At 56.7% G+C, this 13,764-nt stretch carries 10 protein-coding genes; 5 read left to right on the top strand and 5 right to left on the bottom strand.

What is annotated here, in order from left to right; translation table 11 throughout:
- Nucleotides 1-128 precede the first annotated feature (128 nt).
- From GSF67_RS21775 to GSF67_RS21790, 4 genes are all read left to right on the top strand, one after another.
- Entirely contained in the window at nucleotides 129-677 is a 549-nt protein-coding gene (locus GSF67_RS21775; protein WP_006315224.1) for a cupin domain-containing protein, read from the top strand.
- Between the two features lie 619 nt (nucleotides 678-1,296).
- On the top strand, nucleotides 1,297-1,977 hold the full coding sequence (locus GSF67_RS21780) for a sugar transferase (RefSeq protein WP_006315226.1): 681 nt from the start codon (nucleotides 1,297-1,299) through the stop codon (nucleotides 1,975-1,977).
- A gap of 193 nt (nucleotides 1,978-2,170) precedes the next feature.
- Nucleotides 2,171-3,427, top strand: a complete 1,257-nt coding sequence (locus tag GSF67_RS21785) for a polysaccharide biosynthesis/export family protein (RefSeq protein ID WP_006315228.1) — start codon at nucleotides 2,171-2,173, stop codon at nucleotides 3,425-3,427.
- 7 nt (nucleotides 3,428-3,434) lie between these two features.
- Nucleotides 3,435-4,703 (top strand): O-antigen ligase, encoded by a 1,269-nt coding sequence (locus tag GSF67_RS21790; RefSeq protein WP_006315229.1) that lies wholly within the window; start codon nucleotides 3,435-3,437, stop codon nucleotides 4,701-4,703.
- Here the strand turns inward: GSF67_RS21790 and GSF67_RS21795 are convergent.
- From GSF67_RS21795 to GSF67_RS21815, 5 genes are all read right to left on the bottom strand, one after another.
- The gene (locus GSF67_RS21795; RefSeq protein ID WP_006315230.1) at nucleotides 4,700-5,194 is read right to left on the bottom strand and encodes a hypothetical protein; all 495 of its coding nucleotides are present in this window, start codon (nucleotides 5,192-5,194) and stop codon (nucleotides 4,700-4,702) included. The genes GSF67_RS21790 and GSF67_RS21795 overlap by 4 nt on opposite strands.
- A gap of 83 nt (nucleotides 5,195-5,277) precedes the next feature.
- Nucleotides 5,278-6,636 carry an HlyD family type I secretion periplasmic adaptor subunit gene (locus tag GSF67_RS21800; RefSeq protein WP_006315231.1) on the bottom strand — a complete coding sequence of 453 codons (1,359 nt, stop codon included), beginning with the start codon at nucleotides 6,634-6,636 and terminating at the stop codon, nucleotides 5,278-5,280.
- 8 nt (nucleotides 6,637-6,644) lie between these two features.
- Entirely contained in the window at nucleotides 6,645-8,852 is a 2,208-nt protein-coding gene (locus tag GSF67_RS21805) for a type I secretion system permease/ATPase (protein WP_006315232.1), read from the bottom strand.
- A 68-nt stretch (nucleotides 8,853-8,920) separates the two neighbouring features.
- Nucleotides 8,921-10,942, bottom strand: a complete 2,022-nt coding sequence (locus tag GSF67_RS21810) for a hypothetical protein (RefSeq protein WP_006315233.1) — start codon at nucleotides 10,940-10,942, stop codon at nucleotides 8,921-8,923.
- 148 nt (nucleotides 10,943-11,090) lie between these two features.
- Entirely contained in the window at nucleotides 11,091-12,056 is a 966-nt protein-coding gene (locus GSF67_RS21815) for a fibrinogen-binding protein (protein ID WP_006315234.1), read from the bottom strand.
- A gap of 900 nt (nucleotides 12,057-12,956) precedes the next feature.
- Between GSF67_RS21815 and GSF67_RS21820 the strand changes: the two genes are divergently transcribed.
- Entirely contained in the window at nucleotides 12,957-13,727 is a 771-nt protein-coding gene (locus GSF67_RS21820; RefSeq protein ID WP_006315238.1) for a helix-turn-helix transcriptional regulator, read from the top strand.
- Nucleotides 13,728-13,764: the final 37 nt, after the last annotated feature.

Consider the following 13,764-nt stretch of genomic DNA (forward strand, 5'->3'; position numbering starts at 1 on the left):
TACCGCCGATTGAAAGCTATTTTGGCCACCGAACAAGCCCTTTTCTTCCCGTGGCCAAGCTATTGAAAATGTTATAGGCATGAAGACATGTTTTCGATATTTCGAACAAGGGCAACGGAGACTTACGCATGTCGGTGGATTTAGGCGGACGTTTGCGCCATTTGCGTCTGCGTCACAATATTTCCCAGCGCGAACTGGCGCGGCGTGCCGGAGTCACCAATTCAACGATTTCGCTGATTGAGAGCAACACGTCGAACCCATCCGTCGGCGCGCTGAAACGCATTCTCGACGGCATACCGATCGGTCTTGCCGAGTTTTTCGCTTTCGAGCCGGAAACCAGCCGGAAGGCCTTTTACAGGGCGGATGAACTGGTTGAAATCGGCAAGGGGCCGATTTCTTTCCGGCAGGTGGGCGAGAATGTCTTCGGCCGCAGCCTGCAAATCCTGAAAGAATGTTACCAGCCGGGCGCCGATACCGGCAAGGTGCCGCTGGTTCATGATGGCGAAGAAGGCGGCATCATCCTCTCAGGGCGTCTGGAAGTGACTGTCGATGAGGAGAGGCGGGTGCTTGGCCCGGGTGATGCCTATTATTTCGAAAGCCGCAGGCCGCACCGCTTCCGCTGTGTCGGTCCGGTTCCCTGCGAGGTGATCAGTGCATGCACGCCGCCGACCTTCTGATTCCCGCCATATCCGGTGGTTTATGGCACCGTTGATAGGGTAAAATCCTGCCGGGCCAAGAAAAAACGCCACGAGCTATGGCAATTTTGCGCGGCTGCTATGACGGGAATGCGGTTCCTTGCCACGCTTTTGCCGTCTTTGCGCCCTTGTTGCGATTTTTCCATCGCTTTTTATTGGCGCAGAGACAATGGCGGGTAAAAAAATCCCGGCTGATATGTCAAATTTTATATGCATTGCCACAATCTTGCTGCGATGCAAAAAACTTTAATAGTCTTTTCGCTAGATGCCTGTTCTTGGCGTTTCTGTCTCATCTCCGCAAGTCATAAGAAACACATAAGAAAAGACTGCCGGAGATCCAAAACCCAATACATGATGCGGCGCCACCCATGCTCTCAACACATGGCCATCGGCACATTTGTTGCTTTTTTATGCAACCGTTAATATTGCCCAGGCGTTGATCGGCCGCTCGCGCAAGAAATCGCATAGACGGTTATGGGCAATGTGCCTTACAAAAAATCCATTAGCATCAAATTCCGAACACAGACTTGTTATCTCTTTTAGACGGAAAGACACGCCTCCGGGCACCGACCAATCGCAAAACATAAATGGAGTTCTCTCTATGAAGTCCGCGACCCAATCGGCTGAACAGACACTCAGCAGTTCCGAAGACTTCGATGTCAGTTTCCCTATCGGGGGCATCGCAAAACGCAGCTTCGATATGACATCGGCTGCGCTTGCGCTGCTCATCTTCAGCCCGATTTTCCTGTTGATCGCCGTCCTGGTGAAACTCTCCGATCCCGGTCCGATCTTTTATGGTCACCGGCGTGTGGGACATAATGGCCGCTACTTCCATTGCCTGAAATTCAGGACGATGGCGATGAACGGTGACGAGATGCTGCGGCAATATCTTGCCGCCAATCCGGAAGCCGCCGAGGAATGGCGTGCGACCCGCAAGCTCAAGAACGATCCGCGCGTTACCGCTGTTGGTGCCGTGCTGCGCAAGCTCTCCCTCGACGAGTTGCCGCAGCTTCTCAACATCATCCGTGGTGAAATGAGCGTGGTTGGCCCGCGCCCCGTCGTTGACGAGGAGCTGAGCTATTACGAAAACGCTGCCGCTTATTATCTCAGCACCCGTCCAGGCCTGACCGGCCTGTGGCAGATCAGCGGCCGCAACGATGTCTCCTATAAAACCCGCGTGGCTTTTGACACGCAATACGTCCAGAACTGGTCGATGCGCCAGGATGTGTTCATCATCGTCAAGACCATTCCCGCCGTGTGCATGTCACGCGGAAGCTACTGAAAACCGATATTGAGTTCGGCTTTATCGATCTTCTTTTCGACACGCACCCGACCGGGATCCCAAGTCCGGTCTTCGGGTGCGTCATTGGTGCTAATCATACCGGCCGCTTTTTGCGGCGCTGCGCGACCGGCCTTGTTCGGTTACGCTACGGCCTGATCGCCCACGCGGCGATCCGCTAACAGGGAGTTTCCCGATGAACGGCCTTTTTGCCGCCCGCCGCCCGTTTGTGGCTCTCGTCCTTGCCGCTTCCGTTGCCCTTGCCGTGCCTCTCTCCGCAATGGCTGTGGAAGGCGCCCAATATAAGCTCGGCACCGCAGACAAGCTGCGCATCCGCGTTGCCGAATGGCAGCCGGCCGATGGCAGCATCCGCAACTGGGATGTCATCAATGGCGATTACTCGGTCGGTCCATCAGGCACCTTGTCCTTGCCTTTCATCGGCCAGCTCGAGGTTGCCGGCAAGACGCCCTCTGAAGTCAGCGATCAGATTGGTGCGCAGCTTCAGAGCAAGTTCGCCCTTCGCAACCTGCCGTCGGCCTCCGTCGAGATCGCCCAGTTCCGGCCGATCTTCCTGAGCGGCGATGTCCAGACACCGGGTGAATATCCCTATGCCGCCAATCTCACCGTGCTGAAAGCCGTCAGCCTTGCGGGTGGTCTGCGCCGCTCCGATGCCGGGCAACGTTTTGCCCGCGACTTCATCAATGCTCGTGGTGACGCCGCCGTCTACGACAACCAGCGGGCAAGGCTGCTCGCCCGCCAGGCGCGGCTGATCGCCGAGGTCAAGGGTGATGAAACGATCACCAAGACACCGGAAATGGAAAAGATCACCGAGATCGATACGCTTCTGGCCAGCGAAAGCGCGCTGATGAAATCGCGCACCGAGCGTTACACCCTGCAGCTCAAGGCACTGACGGACCTGCATGCGCTTCTGGAAAGCGAAGTGGAATCGCTCAAGAAAAAATCGGAAACCCAGAACCGCCAGCTCCAGCTCGCCAATGAGGACCGCGACCGTGTCAACCGGCTGAACGAGCAGGGGCTTGCACTGTCGCAGCGGCGTATTTCCGCGGAAGAGCGGGCGGCCGAGGTGGAATCCACCCTGCTCGATATCGACACGCAGTCGCTGCGCGCCAAGCAGGACATCAACAAGGCGACCCAGGACGAGATCAACCTGCGCAACGACTGGGTGGCCCAGCGCTCTAAGGAATTGCAGGATACCGAGGCGGAACTCGACAAGCTCAATCTGCAACTGACCACCAGCCGCGAATTGATGTCGGAAGCTCTGGCGCAATCGGCCGAGGCGATCCGGTTCGATCCCTCGGGCAAATCCGCGACCATCAGCTACGTCGTGGTGCGCGACGAGAATGGCAAGCCGAAGGAGCAGAAGGTTGATGAAAACACACTTCTCCAGCCCGGCGATGTCATCAAGGTCTCGTCTGAAATCCTGATGCAGTGAGGTTTCAATGCGGATCGCCAAATCGGCGCTGATCGATCCTGAACGCAACGAGGTATACGGAATGGCGGCCATCGCGCTGTCATTCTTCGTTTTCGCCTATTCATCGCGCTTCGGAATGGTTTCGGTTCTGGCCTATTATGGCTTGTGGCTACCTCTTGTCGTGGTGGATTACCGGCGCGTGCTCGGCAATTATCCGCGCTATCTCTGGATATTCGGTTTTGGCATTTTGACCGTGCTCTCCAGCTTCTGGTCGGAAGCCGCCTCGGTGACCATGCGCGCCTCGATCCAGTATATGACGCATATCGTCTGCGCGCTGATCGCCATGCGGGTGATCTCCATCCGCACACTGACGCGCGGCGCATTGATCGGCACCACTCTCGTTCTGCTCTATTCGCTGCTGTTCGGCATCTATCTCTTCGATGCGCTTGACGGTACCTATAGTTTCGTTGGTGCTTTTTCGTCCAAGAACCAGCTCGGCTTTTACGCCTCGCTCGGCGTCATCTTTGCCGCTTCCTCGGTGCTGGTCCTGAAACAGAGGGGGATCTGGCTGCCGATCGCTGGCGTTACCGGGCTGTTATCGGCCTATAGTCTCGTCGCATCGCAATCGGCCACATCCGCCATCACCACGGCAGCGGTGGTCGCCCTTATCATCGGTTTCATTCCAATCGGCATGCTGTCGCCGGCCAATCGCAAGATGACGTTCTTTGCGCTTGGCGGCCTTGGCGCACTACTAGTGGTCGCTTCCCTGCAGTTTGGCCTGCTCGATGCCATTCTCGGCATCTTCGGCAAGGATTCGACGCTGACCGGCCGCACCTATCTCTGGCAGCAGGGCATCGAGGCGGCAAAACAGACACCCGTCTTCGGTGTCGGTTATCAGGGGTTCTGGGTGGTGGGTTTTGCTGATGCCGAACGGCTCTGGAACGATTTCTTCATTACCGGCCGCAGCGGCTTCCATTTCCACAATACCTATATCGAAACGGTGGTGGAAAATGGCTTTGTCGGCATGCTCCTGCTTGCCATGGTGCTCTACGGAACGCTGCTCGGCCATCTGCGCTCGGTGCTGATGCGAAAGAGCGATCCACAGGGCGTCATCCTGTTTTCGATCTGCGCGCTATTTGTCGTACGGTCCTTCGTGGAGATCGACATCATCTTCCCTTACCAGATCGGCTCGTTCCTGCTTTATTTCGCGGCCGGGAAACTGTGCCTGCCGGTGAGGATGGCGCAGGATGGGGAGACTCACCCGGCTATCGGCATGCGGTTGCAGACGAGGGCCTAGAGATAATCGGCTGAAACATGCGGGCTGGCGTGGATGAAACTCCACATGTCCTTGCTCACCGCGACGATATCGGCGATCGATTTTTCAAGGTGCTCGATTTCCTTCTCGTCCATGCGTTCGACCTTGCCGTAACGCACCTGACTGTCATCCTCCACCAGCCGCATCAATTGCGTGCTGGCGATCTCGCCTTTTTCATCGAAGGAGTAGATGCAGTGATTATATTTGTTGCGCGTCCTCGCTTCTTTCTTCAGCCGCGCCATGATGGAGAGGATGGTCTTGCGGTCCTTCGCATCGGTGGAGGGAAGTTTAGCCAAGCGCTCGATCAGATCCATACGTGCCCGCGTGGTGTTGAGCGTCAGGAACACGACGATGGCCGCTTCCTTTTCCACTTTCATGAGATGGACGATCAGATAGATCATCAGGCTCTCCGTGTTGGTCCACACGTAATTAAGCCTGCCGACCAGCAGCAATACATCTGACATCACCGCCATGCCGCTTCTCCTACCCATCGGAACTATACTGGCATCATATGCCGACCGGCGCGGGATTGACAGTGTATGCCACTGTTATTTCTTCACCTTTCCTTGAAAGCGCGCGACATGCTGTCGGCGATGGGCTTGGTCAGATATTCGAAGAAAGTCCGCTCCGAGGTCTGGATCAGAACGTCGGCCGGCATGCCGGGCACGGGGTGGAAATTATGCACCTTGGCGATCTCCTCATCGGAAATCTGCACGCGCACGATATAGACGTCCTTGACCTGTAGACCGGCATTTTCCTCGATACTGTCGGCGGAAACGTAAAACACCTTGCCGTTCAGAACCGGTGTGGTGCGGCGGTTCAGCGCCGAAAGGCGGATTGCGGCGGTCTGACCCTCATGCAGCTGGTCGATGGAGGTTCTGAGCACCTGTGCTTCCAGGATCAGGGGAACATGGGCAGGCAGGATTTCCATGATCGGCTTGCCTGTCGTGATGACCCCGCCCGGCGTATGGTAATAGGCGCGTATCACGGTGCCGTTGACGGGGGAGCGGATGACGGTGCGTTCCAGCACTTCGGCCGCGCCACGCACCTGTTCGCGCACGCTATCGAGATCGGATTCCGCGATTTCCAGCGCGTCCAGTGCCGCCTGCTTATTGGCGTTGACGGCAATAACCGCCTCCTGCTTGAATTTGGCGATTTCCGCCTCGCTCTGGTTCATTTCCCCGGTCAGCCGGGCAATATCGCCCATGGCGTCGGCGATGGCGCGTTCGAGCGCCAGCATGTCGGTCTTGCGGATGACGCCATCCTTGGCGAGCCTTTCCTTGGAATCCCGTTCCTGGGTCAAAAGCGCCAGTTGCCGGTCGAAGGACTGTTTTTGACCGTCATAGCCCGCAAAGCGGAACTCCAGTGACTTGATGTTCTTGTTGATCAGGTTCAGTTGCTCGTCCAGTTTGACGAGCTTGCTGTGGAACACGACGTTCTGGCTCTGGATGATGGATTTGATATCGGGATCGCTTGCTTCCTTCATCACGATATCGGGCACCTTGAAGCTCTTTTCACCCTGTGCTTCGGCGCGCAGGCGCGTGACGATGGTTTCGAGGCGAAGGCGCCTCAACTGAAACATGCGTTCATTGGCAAGCGCCGTCGTCTTGTCGAGGGTCAGAAGAACGTCGCCGACCTTGACCGTATCGCCTTCGCTGACCATCATTTCCTTGATGATGCCGCCTTCCAGATGCTGGACCACCTTGTTGTTGCCGGTGGCGACGAAGCTGCCCTGGGCGATGATGGCAGAGGAGAGCGGCGCGGTGCCGGCCCAATATCCGAAGCCGCCGAACGAGGCGAGCAGCACCGCAAGACCGATCGAGCTGTGCAGCCGTATCGAGCGAGGCACTTCGCTGTACCATTCCAGCTGGCCCTGGGGTTTGACGTCGGTGACGGCGTTTTTCTTCGTGAACATGATGATCCTCAACCCTCGATCTGCGGCGACTGGGCCGCCGGGCGGCCATTGCCGGAAAGCGCCTTCAGCACGTCCATCCTTTCGCCGAACATGGCGACCGATCCGTCCTTCAGCACCATGATCTTGTCGACGCATTGCAGCAACGCCGGCCGCTGGGTGATGGTGACTGTCGTGATACCCTGTTTCTTGGCGTGCAGCAGTGCCCTTGCCAGCGCCTGTTCGCCAGCCGTGTCGAGGTTGGAGTTGGGCTCGTCCAGCACCACGAATTTGGGATCACCAAAGAAGGCACGTGCAAGCGCGATGCGCTGTTTCTGGCCACCGGACAACGGTGCGCCATCGGCGGCGACCACGGTTTCGTAACCCTGCGGGAAACCGGCGATCAGTTCGTGGACATCGGCCAGCACCGCAGCTTCGTAAATCTGACGGTCTTCGACATCGTCGCGCATGCGGCAGATATTGGCCTTGATGGTGCCGGGGAAAAGCTGCACGTCCTGCGGCAGATAACCGATGCTTTCACCGAATTGCCGCTGGTCCCAGTTGCGCAGATCCATGAGATCGAGACGGACATTACCTGAGGTGGGCAGAATAGAGCCCACCAGCATCTTGCCGAGTGTCGTCTTGCCGGAGCCGGAATTGCCGATGATGGCGAGCGATTCCCCCTTTTTCAGAGAAAAGGAAATGCCGTTCAAAATCACCTTTTTCTGCGGCGGGGGCACGAAAAGGATGCGCTCCACGTCGAGACGCCCTTCCGGATTGGGCAGGCGCAGGCGCGGGAAGTTGAGCGGCGAATTGATGAGAAGCTGCTTGATGCGGCCATAGGAGGCAGCGGATTTGTTGAACTGGTGCCAGCCTTCGATCGCGCCTTCGATGGGGGCGAGGGCTCGGCCTGAAATGATGGAGGCTGCGATGACCATGCCGCCCGTCAATTCGCCTGATAGCGATAGATGCGCACCCCAGCCTAGAAGCGCTATCTGGGTGACCATGCGCGCCGCCTTGGAAACGCCCGAGAACATGATGTTGCGGTCCTGCGCCGCTACATGGGATTTCAGGGAACCGGCGGTTTCGCGACCCCACATCTTCACGGCTTCAGGGATCATGGCGAGCGCATTGATGATCTGCGAATTGCGCGACATGGAATCGAGGTGGAAATTGGCGCGGCTGAGATAACCCGAGGCTTCGGAGAATTGCCGTGCAGTGAAGCGCTGGTTCAGCCAGGCAATGCCGAAAAGCACCACACAGCAAACCATGATGATGATGCCGAGATGCGGGTGAACAAGATAGACCACTACAATAAAAAGCGGCATCAGCGGTGCGTCGAGAAAGGCGATCAGTGTTCCCGATGTCAGGAACGAACGCAGCTGCTGAAGGTCCTGTAATGTCTGATAATCCTTGCCGCTGCCGTGGAGCGAGGCGCGGGCGGCGGCGGAGAGGATCGGCGCCCCGAGTTGCACCTCGAGTTCGACGGCGGTGCGCATCAGGATGAAGCGGCGGATGGCATCCATGAAGGCCTGCAGCAGAACGGCGCCGAGAACGGCGACCGTCAGCATGACAAGGGTATCCATGGAGCGGCTGGTCAGAACACGGTCGGAAATCTGGAACAGATAAAGCGGTATGGCGAGCAGCAGGATGTTGATGGCGACGGTGAACAACATCACCACCACCATGTTTCGTCTGACTGCAGCGATACCCTTGGCAAGGCTCGCGGCGAAATTGATCGGTTCGCTGCGCTTATGGAAGCCGCTATGACTTCCGCCGCCCCCGCCACCACCACCGCCACGATCCTCCGGATCCTTGCCATTGCCGCCGCCGCCGGTAACGGGCCTGCGCTCATTTTCGCGGATCGGCCCGTCATTATTGTCGATGGTCTTGACGAAAGGCAGATCGGGTGCAGCTTTCAATTCCGCATTGTCTGTCTTTGCTGCCGGTTCCGGGGTTGGCTCGGGTTGCCGGCCCGGTCGGGTCTCGGGCTCCATCGGTGGAACATCCCGCATTTGCGGGGGCTGAATGCTTGCCTGAGAGGGCTGTGGCGTAGTTGCGGCAATGGGCGCGACGGCCTTTGGCGTTTCATCCACGCCGGTCAATTGGCGCAGGTTCTCGACGGCTTCATTGATGGCTGAAATACAGGCGTCCGTCAGTTTGCTATCTTCTGCCTCCTGATCCAGCGGCAAGTCGAGTGAGCGTCCGTCGGCAATGATTTTTCTTGAAATATGATCCATTTATATCGGTCCCCTCGATGATCTTGCGGTATCTGCGGTTCACCTGGCAGCCTTGCCGCCGGCAAGACCTATGCAGTGACCGCTTGCATGACGTCGGATGAATGGGCGTTCGACCACGACATGTCGTGACCGGCATTGATGACGCCGTCGGATTCGTTTTCGATGGTTGCGGGGTCGTCGTGCAGAAAGGCGATGACCTCATTGGCGAGCTGGCTTGGATGGGCGGGCTGCGACATATCGTTTTCGATGATGCCGCCCTGTATCAGGATGGCATCGGAATAAACGCCGCCGGCGACATAGGTGGTGGGGCCAAAATTGTCGTAATCGATGATCTGCGCCAGATTGATCACCGCATTGCTGCCGGTATCGATATGAACGGTGGCGTTATCGTTGTTTTCCAGAACCTTGGACGCGGCCTGCGTCACGTCATCGGAATCGCCAAGCACGCTCACCTGTTTGATGAGGCTGACGTCATAAAGATTGCCGGTGATGAAAAGGACGTTCAATCCCTGATAGCCGGCAAAGTTGACATCATGGGCCAGCGCGTCCGGCATGTTCGGGTCACGCTCGTTGATCGCGTTCACCGTCTGATGCATATAGTCCGGCATGGTCTCGAAACGGTCGTTGCCGCCGACATTGTGGATGGTGGCGTCGTTCCAGAGCAGATTGTTGCCGGATTGAATGGTAGCGCCATCAGGCGCACCGGAATTGGCGCGTGCCCAGTCATTGTCGTAAAGCACGGCGATCTGGGTGATGACGTTCATGTCCAGCACATTGCCGCCGACGATGACAAGATCGTATTGCATGCCGATGCCGAGGAAGTTGGCGATGTTGAGGGCGGCATTCCCCCCCGTCAACAGGCTGACGCTCGCGCCCGACGTGGTGATCGTCATCGTGTCGTTGTCGCTGACGAACTGGTACTGCTCGATCCAGTGGACGAAGGAGACATCGCCTTCCAATACGCTGACACGCCAGGCTGTCGGGAATACCGGCGGTTCACCCGTCTCATGGCTGTCCGCTGCGGTATTTTCCGCACCCGGAAAGACGCTTCGCTGGAAGCTGGCGATGTTGTAGGCGGCTGTCTCGGCCTGATTGTCGGAGCGTGTAAAGACGGACGAAATCTCGTCCCGGTCGCTGTAGATATAGGATTGGGTGATGGCGTCGATCTGGTGGTAGTCACCCATGACCGCGGTCACAGAGGTCATGACGCCGGTATTGACCAGCGTGGCGATGTTGGCGACGACATTGGCGCCTGCGGCCACATCAAGGCTGTTGCCGGCGGGGCTGTCCTCATGCAGCGGCACATCGCTTTTTTCCGGCTCTTCCGGTGGCTTGGCGATACCGCGATCGGGCATGTAGTCGTCAAGAACAGGCTTTTCGCTGGCTGCCACGCCATTGATGTAAAGGCCGTTGATATCGTGACTGGCCAGAACGAAATCCTGGTCGGCATCGGTGCCAAGCGAGGTGACGTCGTTTTCACGAGCGTGCTCGATGTAATCATGGGCGGATTTGGCGAGCGCCTGCAGGGCGTCGTAACTGTCGGTGCGCTGGAAACCGGAAAAAGGGGTAAAGACGGACGCCTCATTGTAGAACTCGACGGTGCGTTGGGTCACGAAACTCGTGTCGCGGGCCACATTGGGGCCATCCGTCATGTTCAGATAATCGTCATCCTGGAGTATGTTGACCTGTGAGACATGGGCAATAACCGAACCGGGGCCGGTATGAATTACCAGTTCACGCTCGTCCTCGAAGGAGGAACGACCTGGAAAGCGGAAATTAGCGGCGGAAATATCGACAGGTACGGAATTTTCAAACTGCTGCATGTCGTATTCGACAGGGCGCACAAAATTCGGCCGGATATAGTCAAAATCATAATAGCCGGCGCGGTATTTGACGCCGGGATCGTAATCCTCGAGCGGAACGTCGTAGTTCTTGTCGAGAAGCTTTGCCGCTTCATCGTCCGGCAGACGGTCCGGATTGGAATGCGCCGGGCCTTCGCTATAGTTTGTTCTCAGGCGCGCTTCCTCGATCACCGTGTCGAACAGGCCGATGAAATGCGCGATCATGTCTGAAATTCTGTCGATAGGCATTTGAGGTCCCTCCCTGAACATCGCGGCAGGACCCTGGAGTGGCGGGCACGCATCTCAGAGGTGGTGCTTCATTTCGCCAAGCCCGGTCTTTTAACCGCGAACTGCACCGGCGGGTGCCGGTGCAGCTCTTTTCGTAGAGAGGTGATTATCAGGAGTGATCTTCACCGACATCCGACACATGCGAGTTACCGCCTGTGATCGTGACGTCAACGGCATTGGAGAGCATGTTGGCGCCCTGCACCAGTTCCAGATGGAAGCCGGAATTTGCAAGGATTGCCGATGCATCCGCAGTGCTGGTACCTGCTGCGTCGTCGCCGGCCTTGAGGTCCCATCCCTTGCCGTCCATGCCTTCGGCACCAAAGGCGTCGCCTGCATTGGCGCTCAGGTGGTTTTCAGCGCCACCGTTCTGCATCTGGACGTCATAGGCTGAATCCTGGTCCGCCAGGTGATTGGCCTGCACGAGGCTGAAGCCCGTGTCGTTGCCATCGCCGTTGAGCGAGGAGTTGAGGATGTTGTCAACGTCGAGGGTGAAGGAGAAGTCGTCACCCAGGTTGAAGGTGAGATCCCCGCCGGCGATGCCGAGGTTGCCGACATCCTTGACGCCTGCGATGTTGCCGAAGTCGTCATCCGACTTGTAGAAACTGTCGGCGGAATTAAAGCTGTCGGTCGTCGTTGATACTTTGGTGGAGGTGTCATTGTCGGAATAGGTGAAGGTCTTGTTGTCCGAATCCGAAACAGTCTTCACATTGGTATCATTGTCGCTATACGACTTGCTTTCGTAGCTCCAGTCGTAGTCGGTCTTGATGTCCGTATTGGTTTCGGTGCTTGTCTTGGTCGTGGTGTCGTTGTCGCTGTACGACTTGCTGTCATAGCTCCAGTCATAATCGTTGTCGCGATTGTCACCATTGCCAACCGCAACGTCCACCTTGGCGTCGATATCGACATCCGTGTTGGTGCTGTTGTCGCTGTTGTCGTTGTTGCGGTTTTCGCCGTTTGCGGTGCCGACATTACTGTCTTCAACCTTGGCGTCATTGGTCGAGGTGTTGGCAAAACCCTCGGAAAGCGCGCCGATCTTGGTGATGTCGTCGCCAGCAGGCTGTGGATTGTAACCCATTTCGATTTCCTCCGAAAAAGCTCGGAGCAGCTTTCGAAATCCCTCTCATCTAAAACGGGATTTTTATCGCGCTTGCCCCGGGTTGCACATGGATTGATGTTTTGCAGATGCACTCGGTACGCATCATCTGCGGCTCGGTATCGGCCCGTGACCGGGCTCTCGTTGTTCAGCCCTTGTGCACCACTCGGTAAACAGGCGCACAAATCCGTTCCTCGCTCCAACGGGGAGCGCGGTGGCTTCGTCTTTTTTTGCTTGCATGTTTCTTGAAAAGGGACCGGCGTTTTTAAACACACGTCAAAGCCGGCAATGTCTTTTCATCGGTCGCCGTTGAGCGACGGTCAGACTGTGCCGCAGAAAAATTACGCTTCCTAGATATCAATTCGGGCTAAACACATCGGCGCTTACGCCAAATATATATGTCGCTTGGGCGGCGACGGGGGCTGTTCACCCTGGTCGGACGCAAAAAAAGCCTGCTTCTGCTGGGGCAGGACGGCTGTTTTTCAAAAGATGGTTTATTCCGCCTGGAAAGCGCCCTTATCCCGAAAAGAAACAGCTTCGACGTTGCTCGTCGATGAGCTATGCAAAGGGAAAGCAACCAGAAGTTATATTTTGCCGGATTGCAAAACCGCAGCGAAAGCTTTTCCGACGGGCTTGTTTTTGCAGCGGCTCCAGAATGAATGATTCTATCCGGCCGTAACCTATTTTGTATGTCAATTGTAAAAAATAACCCGTTTGGGCCATTTATTTACACAGCTTTTCGTATTAGCTTACGTTAATTAACGGGTGATTAATGATAGTTGACATGGCCTGAAGCGGGAAGCGCCCCTAAGTATCCGGGGGATTCCCGATGAACTGCTTAGCCAAAAGAATGTAATGCGTAAGCGCTTTAGGGAGGCGTCAATGTTCATGGGAACGTCAGATTATGCAGCAAAACAAAAAAATGCCGTTGCTCCTATAAATGGAACTTTATTGATTATAGCGGACCCGGATCTGTTTTCCGAGTGCCTCATGGAGGCGCTGGGCAAAAAGTTCCCCACGTTTGCCGTGGTCAGCATAAAGTCATCTTCGGAGATCGACGATGATTACGGTAACAGTGTCCGTCTGGTCTTGCCTTACCGGATGTCGGGTGAGCGGCTTCACACCGTTCTCTCGGAAGTTCGGGAAAAGCATCCCGATGCGCCGATCGCACTTGTCGTCGAAACCATCGATAAATTCGAGGAGCCGCTGAAGCGCCTGGTGGGAATGCGTATCATCGATGGCGTGCTGCCGCTCAATCTGCGGCTCGATGTCTTTATGGCCGCCGTTGATCTGCTTATGAAGGGGGGAGAGCATTTTCCCGCAGCTCTTCTCGGCAAACTCACGCCTTATTCGCCGTCCGTCAGCGGGAAAAGCGTTCAAAACAACGCCGTGATCGCCAACCGTGCCGATGCCCTTGCTGCAAGCAGGAGCGAGGTGGCGGCGCTGACGACACGCGAAGTGCAGATCCTCGACCTTTTGTGCAAGGGCACGCAGAACAAGATCATCGCTGATCGGCTGCATCTGTCCGAGAACACGGTCAAGGTTCACGTTCGCAACATCTATAAGAAAATGAACGTGCGCAACCGCACGGAGGCGGCATCGCGTTTCTTCCATAAGGATGAAGACGCGACCTTCTCCGGCTGGACGAACTGAGCGTCAGGCCGGCCTCGGCCGACCGGACGCCAGTTGG

Origin of the sequence: Agrobacterium sp. CGMCC 11546 (assembly GCF_013365515.1) — a bacterium.
Taxonomy (GTDB): Bacteria; Pseudomonadota; Alphaproteobacteria; order Rhizobiales; family Rhizobiaceae; genus Agrobacterium; species Agrobacterium fabrum.